The organism is Faecalibacterium sp. 3 (genome assembly GCF_048323735.1).
Lineage (GTDB): Bacteria > Bacillota > Clostridia > Oscillospirales > Ruminococcaceae > Faecalibacterium > Faecalibacterium wellingii.
This window is the reverse complement of the sequence record NZ_JBLWFN010000001.1, coordinates 2722081-2741695: the sequence shown is the minus strand read 5'-3', so window position 1 is coordinate 2741695 and position 19615 is coordinate 2722081. Positions and strand designations below refer to the sequence as shown.

Sequence of the window (19615 nt, the reverse complement as noted above, 5' to 3'; positions counted from 1 at the left end):
TAAAAATGAGGTGATAGCGATGTAATCGGAGGTGAGTGAGCCATGCGAAAGAGTGCCCCCATTGAAGTGGTGGTACATTACCCCAAAACGAAAGAGGGATGGGACGAACTCGGAAAACGGGTCGCGACCGCCCACGCCAACTATGTGATCGAAAAAATCGACCGTCTGAACTGCCCCACATGGCAGAAGCTCGAATTGCTGCAGGCGGTGATCGATACTACCAAAGGAACCTACAAACCCAAAGAACACCAAAAGCCCGGCTGGCAGCCGAGCCGATAAACAAAGCCCCACGCTCAACATATGTTTTTCTGCTCCGACCAGAGATAGTCGGATTCAGAGGCAGTGTTGAGCGTGGGGCTTTTTGTGTTACATAAGTTTTTGGAATTTTGCTGACAAAAAATCATTGATTGTTGGCGGCCAATATGGTATCCTATGGCATTGCATAACACTCAAAACAGTTCCACTTTTTTCTGAAAGAGCGTATCGAAACCGTCCTGATGGAGCAGCAGAAAAAGCTTTTTGAAAAGTAAAAGCTCTTGCGTCCCGTGAAAAAAGAAGGTAATATAAATACAGAGCAAGACACAGAACGCAGGGAGGGATGAAAACCATGTTTTACGAGATCATGCACCGAGAAAGCTGTGTGGCACAACTCAGCACGACAGGGGAATGCAGGGTCTGCCTCGAGGATTTCATGCCCTATGATCTGGTTCTGGTGGAATCGGATGATTTTGACGAGCGCATCAATAATGTAACGAACTTTTACTATTGGTGCGCCTCCCGGATGTTGACGTTGGATCGCACCTATGCCAAGGAAATCCTGAACAGTATCGGTGCATCTCAGAGTGTTACGGACAGGGAACGAGCACAGATTGCATTATCCTACCATTGTCTGTCTTTGCTGGATGTGTTCTGGGTGAAAGAAGAAAACGAGAAGATTCGATTCGAGGATATCAACCTTTTTGCACACTCCTTAAGCAATGCGCTTGTGGATATTGCGCTGCGGGGGCACCAAATGACGGTGACAAACGCCCATCTTCTGGCAAATGACCTGTCTACGGGCGGCTTGTACCCCAAGGCGTGGGTGCGAAAAGAGGATGGCTTCTATCTTTACAAGGATGGTGGCAGAGAAGCGGTGGAACGTGAAGTGCTGGCAAGCAAAATCTGCCGGTGCTTTGACTGCCATCAGGTACTGTATGAGCAGGGGATGTTTGAAAATGAGCCGGTTTCTATCAGCAAAATCATGACATCTCAGCGATACAGTCTTGTGACCTATGCAGCCTATGACGTCTACTGCACGAACCATGATTGGAACACGCTGGATAAGATCTTAGAGCTGGATGCTCCCAGCTACTATATGATGAACATTCTGGATTATCTGGTGGGCAATACCGACCGTCATTGGGAAAATTGGGGTCTGCTGGTAGACAACGAAACCAATCAGCCCATCCGTCTGCATGACCTGATGGACTTCAACCGGGCGTTTCAGCAGTACGACACGCCAGAAGGCGCAAACTGTCTGACCGTGGGAAAACGCCATCTGAGCCAAAAAGATGCTGCAGTGGAAGCGGTGCGGAACATCGGACTGAACCAAGTCCGTCAGGTGGAGCACACCGTATTCTCCGAGCATCCGGCATGGAAAGCAACGTTTGAAGAACGACTGCGTGTTTTACGGAACGCCATGTAAGTCAGAGCGAATATCAGAATAATTGAAACAGAATGATTCCATAACGAAAGCCCGTCTGCGCTGCCACATATCGTGGCTTGCAGACGAGCTTTTTCGTTTGGCCGGAGAAAAATTACCATACCTCACATGCGAAGCATAGATGGAAAATCGGAACCAAGGTTTTCCACCAGATGGCAAAAGCACTTCTGACTGATGGTCTTTTGTCCGTTTTCCCAGCAACGGATGCTTGTCCTGCCGACCTTCGCATGGTCGGCAAGCTGCCTGCGGGTCCAGCCTTTGGATTCCCGGTAGCGTCGGAGCAGCTCTCCACCGCCGCGGTGCAGGAACAGGGTGTAGTCATCCAGAAGGTCTTCCGCCGGGATGCTGTAAAGGGCGGCGAGCTTGTCCGCCAGTTCCGGCGTAAAGCTGCGGTGAAATGCGCCGCTTTCCAGATCCCGATAGAGCCATTCCTCCATGCCCACCATGGCAGCAACCTCTTTTTGCAGCAGGTCAAGACCATAGCGGCACCAACGCAGACGGTCCCATGGGTCCGGGATATCGGCGTAAGAATGGTACATACGGTAGAACGCCTGCGCCTCTACGGTGGTGCGGGGGCCTGCCAAACTTACCTGTAAGATGTATAGAGGGGTTAGACCACAACCCTCACATGACACCCTCTGAATCAGAAAAAAGGAACCGCTCTCTCGGCTCCAAAAAATCCATTTTGACGTAGATGCGTCATTGCGTGAAAGAGGTGGATTCTCTTTTCCATCCCAAAGTGCGCTGGGGAGAGGATAGCATTTTCAATGCACCGGCTGGCGTAGGTAGAAAACCGTGTCCGGCGGGCAGAGTCGAAGGTGTCCACCGCTTTCAGCAGGCCGATGGTTCCGATGGAAACAAGGTCGTCCTGATCGCCGGGCAGGGCGTAGTATTTTTTTACGATGTGTGCCACCAGACGCAGATTGTGCCGGATCAGCTTTTCCCGTGCGGCAGGGTCACCGGCACGCAGTGCGGCAAAGGCTTCGGCTTCCTCCTGGGCAGAGAGGGGCCGCGGAAAGCTGCCGCTCTCCAGATGAAGCGCCAGAACCAGAAACTTTGTGGCAAAAAATTGCAGAAGAGATAAAAACATGCCGACCCCTCCCCAAAGCATCATAAACGGTTTACTGCAATTTATGAAGGAGGGCTTGCCCTTTTTCCGGACTCCGGGGCGAAAAGCTCCGCTTCATTGTCCACAAAATACGGATATAGCAGCTTTGCGGAGCAATGCGCCTGTTACCCGTATATTTTCCCCACGATCTTTCCGCGTGCTGCGGCAGGCAGGAGCTTGCACAAAAGGCTCAGGAATTTATACTGTGCACCGGCAACATAAACGACTGCCGGCTTCTTTTTCTCCACAATACCGGCGATGTACCGTCCAATGCGTGCCGGGTCCATGCCGTTTTGCTCGTCATGCTCCATCTGACTGACGCTCCGGGAGATGCGTCCGCCGTATTCTTCATCGCCGAGAATGCTTTTCTGGCGTGCCTTTGTAAAACCGGTGCAGATGTCACCCAGTTCTACGACGGTGACATGGATGCCGTAGGGCTTGACTTCATTTGCCAGTGCGTAAGAGTAAGAAGAAACGGCGGCTTTGCTTGCAGAGTAGAAGGTCTGGAACGGAATGTGCGCTACGGCAGCAACAGAGCTGATGTTCACAATATGCCCCTTCCCTTGATGGCGTAGGAAGGGGAGAACCGCTTTATTTACATTGACTGTCCCGAAGAAATTCACATCAAACTGTGCTTTGGCTTGCTCCATGGACGTAAACTCCACCGCACCGGAGATCCCAAAGCCTGCACAGTTGATCACTGCATCAATTTTGGTCTCTTTTTGGATGACCTGCTGCACAGCGGCGTTGACCGCATCTTCATCGGTCACATCGACAGACAGATGGGTGACGCCCTCCATAGGGATATTTCTGCGGCTGAACTCATAGACGATGCAGCCGTTCTCTTTCAGAGCGGATGCCGTGCACCGTCCGATGCCGGAGCTTCCGCCGGTAACAATGACGACCCTGTTGTTTTCTCCCGCCATGATTTTCCCTCCTGAAAATGTTGATCTGGTTCGAGTATACCGCATCGCAGGGGCGGCTGTCTATACGGATAGCCGGATTGTGGAAAAGTACAGGGATCAACTTGTGTAAATTTTTACGCAGATTGGCCTCTCTTTTTTACACAACCAATGCCAATTAGCGCTTGAAAACGAAACGCTGCGCAAGTATACTATACTAGTTATACTGTACAAGCTTGATCACAAATCAGTATGCCAGTTGACCATAAAAGACATGCCAGAATTGAAGTGCGCGGCAGAATCAAAACCCTACGAGGATGAAAATGAAATTCGATAGAAGACTTACGGATGAAATCTACACTTCCGATACGGTAAGGCTGGGAAAAAATGCATTTCAGGCCATGCAGGAGACGATCTATCATAATGGCGGTGTCGGAACCATTACCGGGTACTATGATGCCGAATTGTCGATCCTGTCGGTCAGTGATCTGTTGCTGCATAATCTGAACCACAGCTATGCATCCCTGATGGAGCAGACAAAGGGTTCGCTGAAGAATCTTTTCTATAAGGAAGATGCCGCATTCCTCGACAATGCGCGCTTTCGTCAGCTCCAAGGCGAAGGAGAAGGCCGGATCCTTACAGCAGATGGGGCTCCCGTCTATGTGCGTCTCTACAAAAAAGATGCAGTCGATACGGATGGAACACCGATCTGGATCATGTCAGTACAGATGAACTGGGCGTATGAGAACCTTGCGCTGGTTAATGAATCCATCCATTCTGCACTATGGTATTTTGAGTGTAATGAAAACGGTGAGATCGTTCATGTGAACTGGAGCCATGCGTTCCGGCAGATCCTTGGATATCATGACATTCTGGATTTTCCGAACAAACTGGATTCGTGGTCGAACCTTCTGCACCCGGAGGACTATGACCGGGTAATGCAGCTGCTTTTGGAAACGATTGCGGACAAAACCAATACTACAAAATATAATGTTGAGTACCGGCTGAAAATACAGGATGGCCAATACCACTGGTTCCGGGCATCGGCGGAGGTGATACGCCGTCTGGATGGTTCGGCCAATCGAATTGCCGGAATCATCAGCAACATTGACGCGGAAAAAAGAAGCCGGATGCAGGCGCAGCGGGCAGCGGCATTTCACCGTGCATTTACCAGCGCAAACCTCTGCGAATACTATGTAAATCTGGAAAAGAACACCTTTGATACTTTCAAAGTGGAGCCCTCTTTGATGACGGCCTTTGAGCAGAACCACACATGGGATGGACTGGTCAGATTCCTTGTGGATAACTATGTGGTGGAAGAGGACAAAAAGTCTGTAACAGATTTCTACAATCGCGCCTACATCACGGAAAAATTAAAGGGGCTTGAGACGGAGCTGCGTCAGGAGTGCCGCATCGTTCTGGATGGAGAGGAACGATGGGTCAGCAACGTGGTCATGCGCGGCGAGATCGAAGATTCCGAATATGCGATGATTTTTCTGCGGGACATCACAGAGTCCAAAGCAGAGACGGCACGGCGGATGCAGATGGCCTCAGATAACGCATCGATGGATCTTTTGATCAAGAGTATGGTGCGTCTGCTGGACCGCTTTGTCGTCTGCGATCTGGAGAATGACCGATATCGGTTCTATAACCTGCAAGGCGACATGATCTACGCGCCGACGGGGGCTTACCATGATTTTGTGGAGCAGGTGGCTGTAAGGTATAAGACGTTGGAGCCATTGGCGGCGATAGACGCATTGTTCTCACCGGAAAATATCCGAAAGAATCTGCAGGGCGAGAACGACATCTACAAATTTGAATACTGCTCCATAGACGAAAACACCTATAAGATCGCTTCCTTCATTCCGCTGGAGTGGGATGGCACAAAGCTTGTCAAAGCACTGTTGGCATCTATGGATGTGTCACAGGAGAAAAAGGCCGAGATCGAATCCCATAAGGCACTGAAGGATGCGTACCGGGCGGCGGAAAACGCAAGCCGCGCCAAGACGGAATTTCTCTCCAATATGTCCCATGATATCCGTACACCGATGAATGCAATCGTTGGCTTGACCGCCATTGCGGGTGCGAATATCGAGAGTCAGGACAGGGTGGTCGAGTGCCTTGGCAAGATCACAAAGTCGAGCCGTCATCTGTTGGGACTGATCAATGAAGTGCTGGATATGGCCAGAATCGAGAGCGGGCGAATGAGCCTTGCCGAGGAGGATTTCAGCCTGCCGGAGCTGGTCGATAACCTGCTCACCCTCACAAAACCGGCAATCGACGAGCACAGACATCAGCTCGAAGTCCATATTGAGCACATTGAGCACGAAGCTGTCTGCGGCGACAGCCTGCGCATCCAGCAGATCTTTGTGAACCTGATGAGCAACGCCGTCAAGTACACCCCGGATGGAGGAAACATCACCCTTACGATCAAGGAAAAACCGAACGGCTTCTCGGAGCTTGGCTGCTACGAGTTTTCCATCGAGGACAACGGCATCGGTATGACGCCGGAATTCCAGAAGATCATGTTCGAGCCGTTCAGCCGGGCAGACGATCACCGGACGACCAAGGTGCAGGGCACCGGTCTTGGCATGGCCATTGCAAGAAACATCGTCAACCTAATGAATGGTGATATTCAGGTCGAAAGCGCTCCCAACAAGGGAACGAAGATCACGGTCACGGTCTATCTGAAGCTTCAGGAGAACGAGAAGGAACAGGAAAAAGAACTGCTCGATCTGCCGGTACTGGTCGTGGACGATGACAAGACCTGCTGCGAAAGCACTGTTGCAACCCTTCAGGAGATCGGCATAGCGGGCGAATGGGCCCTGACCGGTAAGGAAGCTGTGGAACGCTGCGCGGCGCGGCACAAGACCGGCCGTGACTATTTTGCGGTGATCCTGGACTGGAAGATGCCGAAAATGGACGGTATTGCAACCGCCAGAAAAATCCGGGAACGGGTAGGAGAAGATGTCACGATCATCATCCTGACTTCCTTTGATTTCAGCGAGATCGAAGAAGAAGCCAGAGCAGCGGGCGTGAATGCGTTTATGGCAAAACCGCTGTTCCGTTCCCGTCTGACGGCAACTCTGCGGCAGTTTACATCCGGGAAGAAGGAGAAAAACGCCCGGAACTATCTGGAAGACTTTGCGAAGGAAAACTATGCGGGTAAGCGGATCCTTCTTGTGGAAGACAATGCGCTGAACCGTGAGATCGCAACCGAGATCCTAGGCATGACGGGCGTGACCATCGACAGCGCCGAAAACGGAAAAACTGCAGTCGAAAAGGTGATGGAAGCACCGGAAAAGTGGTACGATCTCATTTTTATGGACATCCAGATGCCCATCATGAATGGTTACGAAGCCACTGCTGCGATCCGTGCGCTTGCCGGCAGCCGTGGAAAGGTGCCCATCATTGCCATGACGGCAAATGCCTTTGCCGAGGACGTGCAGCTGGCAAAGAACACCGGCATGAACGAGCATATCGCCAAACCGCTTGATTTGAATAAGCTGAACGATGTGCTGAAACAGTGGCTGTGATCTGTGCATTGCAGTATCTGGGTAAACAGGAACATCACGTTTTGAGGATCTTGTATTGAAATAGCTGCACAACCGCAGCTATTGGGTTGAAAATAAGGCTGAAGCCCCAATTGCTCCAGCCAATGTCAGAGTTTCTTAATTGTCCATCAAAAATACGTTGGTACGTTTTACACTGTGACAATTCAAAAAACAGAGGGGAGATATTTTACTATGATCTACAAAAAGCAATACGGTCAACCGTTTGATACCGAAAGTGTAGTGGGTTCTTTTTTGCCCATGATGGAAACGATACCCTATCTGACCAAGGAGCCGGATGGCTTCTCCTATGCCATGGAGCCGCAGGACGTCCTGTATGGTCTTGGCGAAAACGTCCGTGGTATCAACAAGCGCGGGTGGGTGTACGAAAGCAAGTGCTCCGATGACGGCAACCATACCGAGGGCAAATCCTCGCTGTACGGTGCTTATAATTTTATGATCGTGTCCGGCAAGGATACATTTGGCTTTTTTATCGACTACCCGGGCAAGGTCACCTTTGACTGCGGCTACACCGACCTGGATACCTTACGCATCACGGTGGCCGAGGAAAATTACGATTTGTACATCATTGAGGGCGAAAGCCTGACCGATATTGTGCACCAGTTCCGCCAGTTGGTGGGGCGCAGTTATATTCCGCCCAAATGGGCTTTTGGCAACGCCCAGAGCCGCTGGAGCTACATGAACGAGGACGAGGTCCGCGAGGTGGTGGCAAATTACCGTGCCAATCATATGCCGCTGGACGCTGTGGTTCTGGATATTGATTACATGGAGCGTTACAAGGACTTTACGGTGGATGCGCAGCGCTTCCCGCGTTTTGCAGACTTTGCCGCCGAGATGAAAGCGCAGGGCATCCATCTTGTCCCCATCATCGATGCAGCAGTCAAGGTCGAAGATGGATATGATGTGTACGAGGAAGGCGTGAAAAACGGCTACTTCTGCACGAATCAGGATGGCACCCCCTTTGTAGCCGGTGTGTGGCCGGGACGGGTACACTTCCCCGATATGCTCAACCCGGAAGCCCGTGCTTGGTTTGGCAGTCAATATAAAGTTCTGCTGGATCAGGGGATCGAGGGCTTCTGGAATGATATGAACGAGCCTGCTATCTTCTACGCAGAAGAAAGACTGAAAAAGACCTTTGCTCAAATTGAGAAATACAGCAAGCAAAACCTGGATATTTCCAGCTTTGGTGCTTTTACCGGCATGGTGGCAGAGCTTTCCAACAACGAAAACGATTATAAGCTGTTCTACCACAACACCAAACAGGGGCGTATGCGGCACGACAAGGTACATAATCTTTTTGGTTATAACATGACCCGTGCGGCAGGCGAGGCTTTCGAGCGGCTGGAGCCGGACAAGCGCATTTTGATATACTCCCGTTCTGCCTGCATCGGGATGCACCGGTATGGCGGCATCTGGACCGGCGATAACCATTCTTGGTGGAGCCACATTCTGCTTGCGCTGCACATGATGCCCTCCCTGAATATGTGCGGCTTCCTGTACGAAGGCCCCGACATTGGCGGCTTTGGCAGCAATACCACGGAGGATCTGGTGCTGCGCTGGTACGGCATGGGCATCTTCTCTCCGCTGCTGCGGAACCACTCTGCCAACGGCACCCGCCGGCAGGAACCCTACCGCTTTAAGAACAAGGCCGCCTTTGCCGGGATTTTACAGCTGCGCTACCTGCTGCTGCCCTACATTTACAGCGAGTACATGAAAGCTGCCCTGCGCGACGGCATGTACTGTATGCCGTTGGCGTTCGCCTTCCCGGAGGACGACTTTGCCCGCCGGGTGGAGGATGAGGTGATGATCGGTGAAAGCCTGTTGATCGCCCCGGTATATGAGCAAAACGCCCGAGGTCGGTATGTTTACCTGCCGGAGGAGATGCTGCAGGTGCGGGTAAAGTGCAGCGAAAGCAACCGCATCGAAACCAGCGTGCTGCCGGCAGGCCATCATTACATTCCGGTGGAGCTGGATGAAGTGGTGTTCTTTATGCGCAAGGGACACCTTCTGCCCCTTGCCAAGGACGGCAAAAAGATCCAGAGCGTTGCCGATGTGGATTTTGCAGATCTGCGCCTGCTTGCCTATGCTCCCGATGGTGCATCCTATGAATACTATACCGATGACGGCGAGACAAAGGATTATGATAAGCCGGAACATTTTGTGCATATCACGCTGGATGCGGATGGAAACGCAAAGAGCGATCGTGCTACGGTCAAAGTAGAAGGATAATCGTCAGTCATTACGCAGTTCCCACAGAGTGACAGCGTTTCAGCTTGAAATGCTGCCACTCTTTTTTGTTGTCTATATCACAGATAAAATAGCGTTTCATCTTGAAAACAGCGTAAAGATTTATTATAATAAAATAAATAGTTGTGACTTTTGCAAAGGAGGGCTGAAGTATGGCAGCACAGCGCACCTATCTGGCAATCGACCTGAAAAGTTTCTATGCCTCGGTGGAGTGCGTAGACCGTCATCTGGACCCCTTGACCACGAATCTGGTGGTGGCAGACGCCTCCCGCACCGAAAAGACCATCTGCCTTGCGGTGTCGCCCTCCCTGAAAGCCTACAAGATACCCGGCAGAGCACGGCTGTTTGAAGCCGTTCAGCGGGTGAAAGAGGTCAACGCCCAGCGGCTGCAGACCGCCATCCGGCAGAAAAAGGCAGTCCGGGGAGAGGATGGCAAGTACCACTTTGCCAGCACCTCTTTCGATGCCAACGCACTGAACGCAGACCCGGCGCTGGGGCTGAGCTACATCGTTGCGCCGCCCCGGATGCAGCGATATCTGGACGTTTCCACCCAGATCTACAAGACCTACCTCAAATATGTGTCCCCGGCGGATATCTACCCCTACTCCATTGACGAGGTTTTTATTGATGTGACGGGCTATCTGCCCTATTACCATATGAGCGCCCACGAGCTTGCCATGACCATGGTGCGGGAGGTGCTGTACAACACCGGCATCACCGCAACGGCAGGCATCGGCACCAACCTCTACCTTGCAAAGCTGGCCATGGACATTGTGGCAAAACACATCCCGGCAGACAAAGATGGTGTCCGCATTGCAGAGCTGGACGAGCAGTCCTACCGGTATCTGCTGTGGAACCACAGACCGCTGACCGATTTCTGGATGACTGGTCCAGGTACCGTCAAGCGGCTGGAAGCCCACGGCATTTATACGATGGGGGATTTGGCACGGTTTTCCATCTACGGAGAAGATCGTCTGTATGAGATTTTCGGCGTGGATGCAGAAATCCTTATTGACCACGCATGGGGCTATGAGCCCTGCGGTATGGCTGAGATCAAAAGTTACAAGCCCAGCACCAACAGCATCAGCGAGGGGCAGGTGCTGACCTGCCCCTACCCCAACGATAAAGCAAAGCTCATTGTCCGGGAGATGGCGGAGATTCTGATGTTCCGGCTCACCGAAAAGAAACTGGTGACGGAATCCATCACCTTGGAGATCGGCTACGACCGGGAGAATGTGGACAAGGGCGGCTACCGCGGTCTGACCCAGACCGACCGCTACGGCAGAACCATCCCCAAGGCAGCTCACGGCACTGTCCGGTTCGATGCCCCTACCAATCTGGGCAGCACGATTATCAACGAAAGCGCAAAGCTGTTTGAGCGCATTACAAATCCGGCGCTGACGGTGCGGCGCATTACCATCAACGCCAACAAGGTCATGCCGGACGAGGGCATCTATCAGGTGGACTTTTTTACCGACACCAAGAAGCTGGAAAAGGAGAAAAAACTCCAGCAAGCCATGTTAGGCATCAAGAACAAGTACGGCAAAAACGCCGTGCTGAAAGCCAGCAGCTACGAGGAAGGTGCCACCATGCGCCAGCGCAACGCGCAGATCGGCGGGCACAGCGCGGGAGGTTCAGATGGAAAACTACAAAAATAGCAAAATCGGGCTGGAGACCGCCCAAAAGTACGGGGACATCCTGGAGATGGAACGTCCCCAGACCGAAGAATCCCTCCGCAAGCACCCCCGCATGACCCTTCAGAATCGTGCCAAGATCTTCTCGCCCTTCTCTCCGTTGCGAGGATATGACGAGCAGCTTGCCGCAGAAAAGCAGCGCACGGAGCGTGTGACTAAGCGCATTCTGACCGAGGAAGAAATGTCCGCCCTGTCCGATCGGCTGATGCAGGTTACCAAGGGCATGACCATCACAGTGCGGTACTTCAAGGAGGACACTACCCACCCGGAGGTTCCGGCAGTGGGCAACTACCTCGCCCTGACCGGAAAAGCGGACCGCATCGACCCGGTGTTCCGCACCCTGCAGGTGGGCGAAACCGTAGTGCCCTTTGAAGATCTGGTGGAGGTCAGCGGGGAAGGTATCATGGACATTGATGCATATCTGGGAATCCGGGAAGAATGAGATGACGAGAAATGCTGAAAGAGATGTTTATGGGACAGCTCTTTCGATAAAATGACCTCAGAAGAAGCAAAACACACTTCAGACGGAGGAAAGTACAATGGCAAACGGTGATTACGGCTATTTCGGCAAAGGGGACACGGGCTATGCCCAGTACATGACGGCTTTCAACCGCAACTTTGGCGGCTCGTCCGGCGGCGGTGGCGGCGGCAGCCACAACAATGGTGGTGGTGGCGGAGACGGCAGCGGCTGCGGCTGTCTCATCGCCATTGCGGTGGTGGTCGTGCTGGTGCTCCTCGGCATGGGAAGCTGAGGGCATACAGAGAGATCGTGGACGGCATTTTTCTTGATCGCCCCAACCGTTTTATGCTCCACATAACAACCATCTGAGGGAAAGGCTGATGGTTCTTGCACAGGAGTTGGAAAGGCTCACGATGGACCTTCCTGCATGGGGGTAAAACGCTATCTCTGATGCGGCACTCCGGTCTTTTACAGCCTGCTCCCTGCCAGAGCTGTGTGGACGGCAAAATAAGCGCAGCCCTTGCACCACTCTGCCGGATGTGATAGGATGAAGAAAACCGTGTAAGGGAGGAACCAGCATGCCTTTTTTGATGATCCGCAACGACATCACCAAGGTAACAGCGGATGCCATCGTCAACCCCGCCAACCGGAACCTTTTGCAGGGCAGCGGCACCAGCCGTGCCATCTATCAGGCGGCAGGGGAGCAGGAGCTGACCGCTGCCTGCGAAGCCATCGGGCACTGCGATTTGGGCAGGGCGGTGTGCACCCCGGCGTTCGGACTGCCCGCAAAGTATATCTTCCATGCGGTCTGCCCGGCATGGCACGGCGGATTTTTTGGCGAAGCAAAACAATTGGCCGGTGCATACCATTCTGCGCTGGAACTAGCCGCAGAATACCACTGCGAGAGCGTGGCTTTTCCGCTGCTGTCCAGCGGAAACTACGGCTACCCCAAGGAGCAGGCTTTCCGCATTGCAGTGGATACCATCACGCAGTACGTCATGGAGCACGACCTGACCGTGTATCTGGTGCTCTACGACCGGCACTCGCTGGCGGTGAGCCTCAAGCTGTTTGCCTCGGTGGAGGAGTACATCGACGACCATTATGTAGCCCAGAACGATGAAAGCTATGGGTCTGGCCGTCGGCGCAGAGAATACGTGGAACGCTGGGAAGATGCTGTGCTTGCCGACCGGGAGTATCCTGCGCAAGAGTGCGCATCGCCGGTCTTTGCGACTGTGCTGAGGCAGCAGAGTGCCCCCATGGCGGCCCGCAGTCTGGAAAACCTGATGGACAATCTGGGCGAGAGCTTCACCACCCGGCTGCTGCGGCTCATTGACGAGCGGGGGCTGAAAGACTCCACCGTGTACAAGCAGTCTAACATCTCCCGGCAGCATTTCTCCAAAATTCAGTGCAATCGCGACTACAACCCCAAAAAGAAAACGGTGCTGGCCTTTGCGGTGGGGCTGCATCTGTCGGAGGATGAGACCATCGACCTGCTTAAAAGCGCAGGCTATGCCTTCTCCGATGGCTCCAAGCGGGACTGGATCGTGCGGTACTGTCTGGAACAGAAAATTTATAATATCAATCAGGTCAACACCCTTTTGTTCCAATGGGATCAGGAGTTGTTGGGGACATGATTTGTCGCCTGCCCGTTGACCTTTTGCCCTTCGGTTTGTGGTATCCTCTTGTCAGAAAGACAGAACACCACAAAAAACGGAGGGCGTTTTATGTTGGGAGCAATCTTGGGCGACATCGTGGGCAGTCCCTTTGAATTTGACCACAACAATTACAAGCGCAAGGATTTCCTCTTGTTGAGCGAAAAATCGCACTTCACCGATGATACGGTCATGACAGTCGCAGTGGCACGGGGCTTGATGGCAGGGCAGGGAGATGCACCGAAAACCTTTGTCGAGGTGCAGCACGAAATGCGGCGCTGGGGCAGGGCATATCCCGATGCCGGTTACGGCGGGATGTTCCGCCGGTGGCTGCGTGCGGAGCATCCGCAGCCCTACGGCAGCTTTGGCAACGGCTCCGCCATGCGAGTGGCGGCGGCAGGTTGGCTGTTCGATACACTGGACAAAACACTGGAGATGGCAAAGGTGACTGCCGAGGTCACCCACAACCACCCGGAGGGAATCAAGGGTGCACAGGCCACGGCGGCAGCGATCTTTCTGGCACGCACCGGCCACAGCAAGCCGGAGATCCGGCAGTATGTGGAGCAGACTTTCGGCTACGATTTGAGCCGCACCTGCGATGAAATTCGTCCGGGCTATCGCCATGTGGAGACCTGTCAGCAGACCGTGCCGGAGGCCATCATTGCCGTTCTGGAAAGCACCGGCTTTGAGGATGCCCTGCGCAATGCTGTTTCCCTCGGCGGTGATAGCGACACCCTTGCCTGCATTACCGGTGGAATTGCCGAAGCCTTTTATGGGATGCCGCCTGAATTGCAGCAGGAAACCCTGAAGCGTCTGCCTGAGGAGATGCGGGCAGCGTATGAGCTGTTCCGGCAGAACCTTGAGCGCAAGGTGTGACACCGCCGGTGCTGAGAGCTAGAGAGCCGCCGCACAGTGATTTGTGCGGCGGCTCTTTTGTGCGCAGGTGCTTTTCCGCAGCGGCAAGCCCTCGTCAAAACTCCGGGTGCCATTCATCCCGGATGCCAATGTCGGCACAGACGATTTTTCCGCACAGCGGCGCAGAAGCTTCTGCCAGATGCAAAGGCTTATAGCTGTCGAAGGTTACGGTCAGATCTGCATGGGCAGCACCCTCGGCAACCTCGCCAGTGTCCGTATTGATGCCGCTGGGCAGGTCTACGGCCAGCACAAAGGCACCGCTCTTGTGCAGACGGCGTATCAGCCCGCAGGCAGCAAGACCGGAAGGCCGCAGTTCACCATGAAACCCGGTGCCGTAGAGGGCATCCACAACGGCAGCAAAGCTCTGGGTTTCCAGTACAGAACCGTTAGCGCAGATATGCACCGGAAGGGAATGCAGACGCTCAAAATTGCGGATGGCGTCAGCGGTTTTCGGCTCGCCCTCAGCCAGAAGAACGGTCACACTCCAGCCGTCTTTTGCTGCGGCACGGGCGATCACGAACCCGTCGCCGCCGTTGTTGCCCTTTCCGCAGACCACCAGCAGCCTGCCGGGATGCGAAAACTGCTTTTGCAGTTCGGCGTAAGCCGCCAGCCCGGCATTTTCCATCATTTGCAGGTAAGGCAGACCGTGGGAATCCCCGGCTCGTTCAATTTCCTTCATCTGCGCAGCCGTCACAATGCGATGTTTCATGTTGGCACCCTCTTTCTATCTCTATTATAATGGATGAGAATGTTTGGAACAAGATGAAAGATACCGGTGCATAGAATCTGTCCCCGGAGAGTTGGAACAAGCCCTCCGGGGACGTTTTTTGTTTTCGGAATCTTTTCCGCAGACGAAAACCATGGTATACTGAATGCAACGAATCCAAAGGAATAAACCGGGAGGTACCGTTATGAAGTGGGGAATTTTAGCGACCGGCACCATTGCCAAAAAGTTTGCGTTTACGGTGGAACAGATGGACGCAGAGGGGGAGCAGCTTGTTGCCGTGGGGTCAAGGCACATGGAAAGCGCACAGGCGTTTGCACAGCAGTACGGCATTCCCAGCTGCTATGACTCCTACGAAGCTCTTGCCGCCGACCCGGAGGTGGAGGCCATCTATATCGCCACCCCTAACACCCTGCACTACGAAAACTGCAAGCTCTGTCTGGAGCAGGGCAAGCACGTTTTGTGTGAAAAACCCTTTACCATCAGCCCGGAGCAGGCGCAGCAGCTGTACCGTCTGGCAGAGGAAAAGCACCTCTTTCTCATGGAGGCGTTCTGGATCTGGCTGCTGCCGCTGTACGACCGCCTGCGCGAGATTCTTGCGGCGGGCACCATCGGGGAGCTGAAGCAGATCACCTGTCAGTACGGCTTTGTTGCCTCCGGTGCCCGGAAGGACCGCAAGTTTGATTCCGGTCTGGGCGGCGGTGCGCTGCTGGATATCGGCATCTACAATCTGGGCTTTCTGCGCATCCTTACCGGACAGGACCCGGAGAAGGTGGAAACCAAAGAGGTGCACATCAACGAGTACGGCACCGACGATTACAGTCGCCTTGTGCTGACCTACCCCGGCGGCTGCAAGGCAGAGTCGGTCCAGACCATCGGGCAGGAGCTGGAGCGCAATGCCCGCATCGTTGGCACCAAGGGCAGTATTTTCCTGCCGGATTTCCAGCACGCCGAGACCATGACGCTGGAAGTGGAGGGCAAAGAGCCGGAGGTCATCCGCTGCCCGGTGGACATCAACGGCTTTGAGTATGAGATCCGGGAAGCAAGCCGTTGCGTCAAGCTGGGACGTACCGGCAGCGACCACTACACCCCGCAGGACAGTCTTGCCCTGACCCGCCTGATGTACGACACCCGCATGAGCTGGGGCATGAAGTTTGCGGGTGAGGTGTAAGCACACACCTTGCCGCAAAGGGCTTTTTGCGTGCGGAGACTATGGCATACGGAGAGCGGCAACTCGGAATTGATATAAAAAAGAAGGACACATAGATGAAAACAGTGGTTCTTTATAATATTATTTCTTTTATCATCCTCGTTGCTTTGATTTTTGTCTTAAGGATTGTTAGTAAGAGTAATTTAAGACAAAATCAACAACTTGTTATTAAAGTCATTGCAACTATTTTAATTGTTCGTGTGATAGCGTTCGTGCTTTTTATTGATGCAATAGCATTTGGCATTATAGGACCAGTTCAAGATTAACAATTCCAGTTTGACAAGGAAGTGCTTTGCATGAAAAAGCGTATATCAAGGATTCTCGGTTTAATAATGCTGATTATAGCTATTGCATTTATAGTGTTTGCATTGAACCATCCAGAAATGAGTTTTCCTTGGAACAATACCATTACTTGGTTACTGTATGGTTTATATATTCTTGTGACAGTCATGTTGCTTATTGCGCCTAAGACGAAGAAGTAAACAATTCGCGTTTGTGGAGCGAAGCGGAACAATGAAAGCCCCAGTGGGGCTTTCAAGCGACCGAACGGTCCTGCGGCAGCAAGATGGAGGGGCCTCGCCCCGACAAGTTCGCGTTTGTGGAGCAAAGTGGAACAATGAAAGCCCCAGTGGGGCTTTTAAGTGACAGAACGGTCTTGCGGCAGCAAGATGGAGGGGCCTCGCCCCGACAAGTTCGCGTTTGTGGAGCAAAGTGGAACAATGAAAGCCCCAGTGGGGCTTTTAAGTGACGGAACGGTCTTGCGTTAGCAAGATGGAGGGGCCTCGCCCCGACAAGTTCCAGTTTGCCGGGCAGACTGGTATCTAAAAACACAAAAAATAAGGGAGCAGCCATGGTACTTTATTTTACGGGAACCGGCAACAGCCGGTATCTGGCGCGGCGCATTGCCGAAGGGTTGGAGATGCCGCTTTACGACCTGAACGCCTGCATCAAGGCAGGGGATACCGCCCCGGTGCAGACCGGGCGTGACGTGGTGCTGGTAACGCCTACCTACGCATGGCGCATCCCCCGGGTGGTGTCGGAGTGGCTGGGCAAGACCGCGCTGACCGGGGCAGAGCGTATCTGGTTTGTGATGGACTGCGGCAGCGAGATTGGCAATGCGGCAGGCTATAACCGGCAGCTTGCGGCGCAAAAGCACTTGCGGTACATGGGCACAGCTCAGATCATCATGCCGGAAAACTACATTGCCATGTTCAATGCACCCCGGAAAGAGCAGGCGCGGAGCATCGTGAAACAGGCAGAGCCTGCGCTTCAGAAGGTGCTGGCTCAGCTCAAGGCCGGGCAGGAATTTCCTCCGCCGAGAGAAAACCTCTACGATCGCTTTATGAGCGGCCCGGTGAACCCGGTGTTCTATCGCTTTTTTGTAAAAGCGGATGCCTTCCGGGCAACGGACGCCTGCATCGGCTGCGGTAAGTGCGTGGAGCTGTGCCCCCTGAACAATATCCATCTGGAAAACGGCAGGCCAGTCTGGGGCAAAAACTGCACCCACTGCATGGCGTGCATCTGCTATTGCCCTAAAGAAGCCATCGAGTACGGTAAAAAGAGCAAAGGCAAGCCCCGGTATCACTTTGAAGCACTGGAAAAGCAGCAGGACGTATGAAGAAAAAAGGAAAAACGATGATGGTAAAAAGTAGATGAAGTATTTATACTTACATGGATTAGGACAAAAACCAGACAGTTGGGATAGAGTGATAAAAGAAACGACGGTCTCGGATAGAAGCGCCAGCTTGAGCTTGGCAGAGATGCTGGAAGGAAAAGCGGCCACCTATAGGGAGCTGTATACTGCATTCTCAGAAGAGTGCAATAAGGAAAATGACAAAATCGTCTTATGTGGGCTCTCTCTGGGTGCTGTTTTGGCACTTAATTATGCAATAGACCATCCGGATAAAGTAAAGGCGCTTGTGTTAATTGCGGCACAATACAAAATGCCTAAAAAATTATTGAAATTCCAGAATATGCTGTTCCGCTTTATGCCAAATGCAATGTTCAAGCAATTTGGATTCAAAAAAGCAGATGTGATTAGTTTGTGCGGCACGATGGCAGAATTGGATTTCAGAGATTCATTGTGTAAGGTGTCTTGTCCTGTATTGATCGTTTGTGGCGAAAAAGACGATGCAAATAAAAAAGCCTCAAAAGAACTTGTCAGCTATTTGAGCAATTCCTGCTATCGTGAACTTTTGAAAACGGGTCATGAAGCAAACATAGAAGCTCCGGAGGGATTAGCGGCAGTGTTACAGAGATTTTATGACGATATCGAATAAATCTGATTTATCAAAAGAGAGACGAAGACTGTCAAGCAAACTCGAAGAACAGCAACGCAGGCTGTTACTTGGAAAGCACCTGCGGTACACGAATCGACGCGGTGATGGCGGCGGGCAACCGGCGGACGAAAAGGCAGATTTGTCTTTGAAAGAATAAACCTATTGACATGGTGTGAAAATGGGTTTATACTATTCCCAACACAAGGAAGAGAGCGCAGACAGATGGAACATACAGCAGATGCCCGGCACAGACTACCCGGGCGAATGCGCTGCTCCCAGACAAATTCCCGGCAGACAGACTGAGAAAAAACAGGAAGATGCCGTTGTCTGGGAGAAGTGCCCGAACATACATCGTCACAACAAAAGGAGAACCGACAATGGCTGATTATAAACTGTGGAACGCACTGAAGGATGCTAAAAAATATCGCTGGGTGGAACTTTCTCACTCGCTGAACAACGAAAGCCCCTACTGGTCCGGCATCCCGGAAGGCTCTGTGGAGCTGGCAAAGACCGTGTGGGACTGGGGCAAGCCGGAACTGGAATGCCTGATCCAGACCTTCAAATTCCCCGGACAGTTCGGTACCCATATCGACTTCCCGGGTCACTTCATCAAGGGCAAAGCATTGTCCGAAAAGTACGATGTGAACGACCTGATCTTCCCGCTGGTGGTCATTGATATTTCTGAGCAGGCCAAGAAAGACCCCCGCTATGCTGTGACGGTGGAGGACATCAAGGCCTATGAGGCAAAGTACGGTCCTATCCCGGATGGTGCGCTGGTGGCTCTGCGCAGCGACTGGTATAAGAAGTGGCCGGATATGGATGCGCTGTCCGGCATCGACGCAGAGGGTAAAGAAAATGCCCCCGGCTGGTCGCTGGAAGCATTGGAGTATATCTACAAGGTGCGCAACGCCGCCGCCAACGGCCACGAAACGCTGGATACCGATTCCTCTGCGGTGGCGGAGGAAAAGGGCGACCTTGCCTGCGAGCGCTATGTTCTGGACAACGACAAGCTGCAGGTGGAGGTGCTTGCAAATCTGGATAAAGTGCAGCCGGCTGGTGCGGTGGTCATCGTTTCTTATCCCCGCATTGAAGGTGCAACCGGTCTGCCCGCACGGGTCTGGGCCATTACCGAATAAGAGCGGAGAAGTGG

General features: G+C 52.9%; 18 protein-coding genes. 14 read left to right on the top strand and 4 right to left on the bottom strand.

Features of this window, described 5'->3' with window-relative positions:
* Positions 1-42: 42 nt before the first annotated feature.
* Both ACNSPV_RS12915 and ACNSPV_RS12910 read left to right on the top strand, forming a co-directional pair.
* Positions 43-279: a hypothetical protein gene (locus tag ACNSPV_RS12915; RefSeq protein ID WP_005922522.1), complete on the top strand. Its 237-nt coding sequence runs from the start codon at positions 43-45 to the stop codon at positions 277-279.
* Positions 280-598: 319 nt separating this feature from the next.
* A complete protein-coding gene (locus tag ACNSPV_RS12910) occupies positions 599-1684 on the top strand; it encodes a hypothetical protein (protein WP_055185778.1) in 1086 nt (361 codons plus the stop codon).
* Between the two features lie 122 nt (positions 1685-1806).
* Here the strand turns inward: ACNSPV_RS12910 and ACNSPV_RS12905 are convergent, their stop codons facing one another.
* The 3 genes from ACNSPV_RS12905 to ACNSPV_RS12895 form a co-directional block, all read right to left on the bottom strand.
* The gene (locus ACNSPV_RS12905) at positions 1807-2241 is read right to left on the bottom strand and encodes a helix-turn-helix transcriptional regulator (protein ID WP_348583067.1); all 435 of its coding nucleotides are present in this window, start codon (positions 2239-2241) and stop codon (positions 1807-1809) included.
* Between the two features lie 104 nt (positions 2242-2345).
* Positions 2346-2792 (bottom strand): sigma-70 family RNA polymerase sigma factor, encoded by a 447-nt coding sequence (locus ACNSPV_RS12900; protein WP_348583069.1) that lies wholly within the window; start codon positions 2790-2792, stop codon positions 2346-2348.
* Between the two features lie 143 nt (positions 2793-2935).
* Positions 2936-3736, bottom strand: a complete 801-nt coding sequence (locus ACNSPV_RS12895) for an SDR family oxidoreductase (protein ID WP_348583070.1) — start codon at positions 3734-3736, stop codon at positions 2936-2938.
* A gap of 299 nt (positions 3737-4035) precedes the next feature.
* Between ACNSPV_RS12895 and ACNSPV_RS12890 the strand changes: the two genes are divergently transcribed.
* The 7 genes from ACNSPV_RS12890 (at position 4036) to ACNSPV_RS12860 (ending at position 14213) form a co-directional block, all read left to right on the top strand.
* Positions 4036-7248: a response regulator gene (locus ACNSPV_RS12890; protein ID WP_348583071.1), complete on the top strand. Its 3213-nt coding sequence runs from the start codon at positions 4036-4038 to the stop codon at positions 7246-7248.
* A gap of 210 nt (positions 7249-7458) precedes the next feature.
* On the top strand, positions 7459-9513 hold the full coding sequence (locus ACNSPV_RS12885; protein WP_348583072.1) for a TIM-barrel domain-containing protein: 2055 nt from the start codon (positions 7459-7461) through the stop codon (positions 9511-9513).
* 170 nt (positions 9514-9683) lie between these two features.
* On the top strand, positions 9684-11189 hold the full coding sequence (locus ACNSPV_RS12880; RefSeq protein WP_348583074.1) for a DNA methylase: 1506 nt from the start codon (positions 9684-9686) through the stop codon (positions 11187-11189).
* The gene (locus ACNSPV_RS12875; protein ID WP_348583076.1) at positions 11170-11667 is read left to right on the top strand and encodes a hypothetical protein; all 498 of its coding nucleotides are present in this window, start codon (positions 11170-11172) and stop codon (positions 11665-11667) included. Before ACNSPV_RS12880 ends, ACNSPV_RS12875 begins: the two co-directional genes overlap by 20 nt.
* A gap of 97 nt (positions 11668-11764) precedes the next feature.
* Positions 11765-11977, top strand: a complete 213-nt coding sequence (locus ACNSPV_RS12870) for an HFLK protein (protein ID WP_348583077.1) — start codon at positions 11765-11767, stop codon at positions 11975-11977.
* A gap of 286 nt (positions 11978-12263) precedes the next feature.
* Positions 12264-13319 carry a macro domain-containing protein gene (locus ACNSPV_RS12865; protein WP_348583078.1) on the top strand — a complete coding sequence of 352 codons (1056 nt, stop codon included), beginning with the start codon at positions 12264-12266 and terminating at the stop codon, positions 13317-13319.
* Between the two features lie 90 nt (positions 13320-13409).
* Complete coding sequence (locus tag ACNSPV_RS12860) at positions 13410-14213, top strand: ADP-ribosylglycohydrolase family protein (protein WP_348583080.1); 804 nt, start codon at positions 13410-13412, stop codon at positions 14211-14213.
* Positions 14214-14307: 94 nt separating this feature from the next.
* Here ACNSPV_RS12860 and ACNSPV_RS12855 read toward each other — a convergent pair whose 3' ends face one another.
* Complete coding sequence (locus tag ACNSPV_RS12855) at positions 14308-14961, bottom strand: NAD(P)H-hydrate epimerase (RefSeq protein WP_348583082.1); 654 nt, start codon at positions 14959-14961, stop codon at positions 14308-14310.
* Between the two features lie 202 nt (positions 14962-15163).
* Here ACNSPV_RS12855 and ACNSPV_RS12850 point away from each other — a divergent pair, with 202 nt between their 5' ends.
* From ACNSPV_RS12850 to ACNSPV_RS12830, 5 genes are all read left to right on the top strand, one after another.
* Positions 15164-16147 carry a Gfo/Idh/MocA family oxidoreductase gene (locus ACNSPV_RS12850; protein ID WP_348583083.1) on the top strand — a complete coding sequence of 328 codons (984 nt, stop codon included), beginning with the start codon at positions 15164-15166 and terminating at the stop codon, positions 16145-16147.
* 95 nt (positions 16148-16242) lie between these two features.
* Complete coding sequence (locus ACNSPV_RS12845; RefSeq protein ID WP_339395934.1) at positions 16243-16452, top strand: hypothetical protein; 210 nt, start codon at positions 16243-16245, stop codon at positions 16450-16452.
* A 584-nt stretch (positions 16453-17036) separates the two neighbouring features.
* Positions 17037-17804 (top strand): EFR1 family ferrodoxin, encoded by a 768-nt coding sequence (locus ACNSPV_RS12840; protein ID WP_348583085.1) that lies wholly within the window; start codon positions 17037-17039, stop codon positions 17802-17804.
* A 34-nt stretch (positions 17805-17838) separates the two neighbouring features.
* Complete coding sequence (locus tag ACNSPV_RS12835; RefSeq protein WP_348583086.1) at positions 17839-18465, top strand: alpha/beta hydrolase; 627 nt, start codon at positions 17839-17841, stop codon at positions 18463-18465.
* A gap of 377 nt (positions 18466-18842) precedes the next feature.
* Positions 18843-19601, top strand: a complete 759-nt coding sequence (locus tag ACNSPV_RS12830) for a cyclase family protein (RefSeq protein WP_112091591.1) — start codon at positions 18843-18845, stop codon at positions 19599-19601.
* The last annotated feature ends 14 nt before the right edge of the window (positions 19602-19615 follow it).

Bases quoted from the DNA above. Each gene is read 5' to 3' on its own strand.
- ACNSPV_RS12915 (WP_005922522.1), top strand. From the start codon at position 43: ATGCGAAAGAGTGCCCCCATTGAAGTGGTGGTACATTACCCCAAAACG.
- ACNSPV_RS12910 (WP_055185778.1), top strand. From the start codon at position 599: ATGAAAACCATGTTTTACGAGATCATGCACCGAGAAAGCTGTGTGGCA.
- ACNSPV_RS12905 (WP_348583067.1), bottom strand. From the start codon at position 2,241: ATGTACCATTCTTACGCCGATATCCCGGACCCATGGGACCGTCTGCGT.
- ACNSPV_RS12900 (WP_348583069.1), bottom strand. From the start codon at position 2,792: ATGTTTTTATCTCTTCTGCAATTTTTTGCCACAAAGTTTCTGGTTCTG.
- ACNSPV_RS12895 (WP_348583070.1), bottom strand. From the start codon at position 3,736: ATGGCGGGAGAAAACAACAGGGTCGTCATTGTTACCGGCGGAAGCTCC.
- ACNSPV_RS12890 (WP_348583071.1), top strand. From the start codon at position 4,036: ATGAAATTCGATAGAAGACTTACGGATGAAATCTACACTTCCGATACG.
- ACNSPV_RS12885 (WP_348583072.1), top strand. From the start codon at position 7,459: ATGATCTACAAAAAGCAATACGGTCAACCGTTTGATACCGAAAGTGTA.
- ACNSPV_RS12880 (WP_348583074.1), top strand. From the start codon at position 9,684: ATGGCAGCACAGCGCACCTATCTGGCAATCGACCTGAAAAGTTTCTAT.
- ACNSPV_RS12875 (WP_348583076.1), top strand. From the start codon at position 11,170: ATGGAAAACTACAAAAATAGCAAAATCGGGCTGGAGACCGCCCAAAAG.
- ACNSPV_RS12870 (WP_348583077.1), top strand. From the start codon at position 11,765: ATGGCAAACGGTGATTACGGCTATTTCGGCAAAGGGGACACGGGCTAT.
- ACNSPV_RS12865 (WP_348583078.1), top strand. From the start codon at position 12,264: ATGCCTTTTTTGATGATCCGCAACGACATCACCAAGGTAACAGCGGAT.
- ACNSPV_RS12860 (WP_348583080.1), top strand. From the start codon at position 13,410: ATGTTGGGAGCAATCTTGGGCGACATCGTGGGCAGTCCCTTTGAATTT.
- ACNSPV_RS12855 (WP_348583082.1), bottom strand. From the start codon at position 14,961: ATGAAACATCGCATTGTGACGGCTGCGCAGATGAAGGAAATTGAACGA.
- ACNSPV_RS12850 (WP_348583083.1), top strand. From the start codon at position 15,164: ATGAAGTGGGGAATTTTAGCGACCGGCACCATTGCCAAAAAGTTTGCG.
- ACNSPV_RS12845 (WP_339395934.1), top strand. From the start codon at position 16,243: ATGAAAACAGTGGTTCTTTATAATATTATTTCTTTTATCATCCTCGTT.
- ACNSPV_RS12840 (WP_348583085.1), top strand. From the start codon at position 17,037: ATGGTACTTTATTTTACGGGAACCGGCAACAGCCGGTATCTGGCGCGG.
- ACNSPV_RS12835 (WP_348583086.1), top strand. From the start codon at position 17,839: ATGAAGTATTTATACTTACATGGATTAGGACAAAAACCAGACAGTTGG.
- ACNSPV_RS12830 (WP_112091591.1), top strand. From the start codon at position 18,843: ATGGCTGATTATAAACTGTGGAACGCACTGAAGGATGCTAAAAAATAT.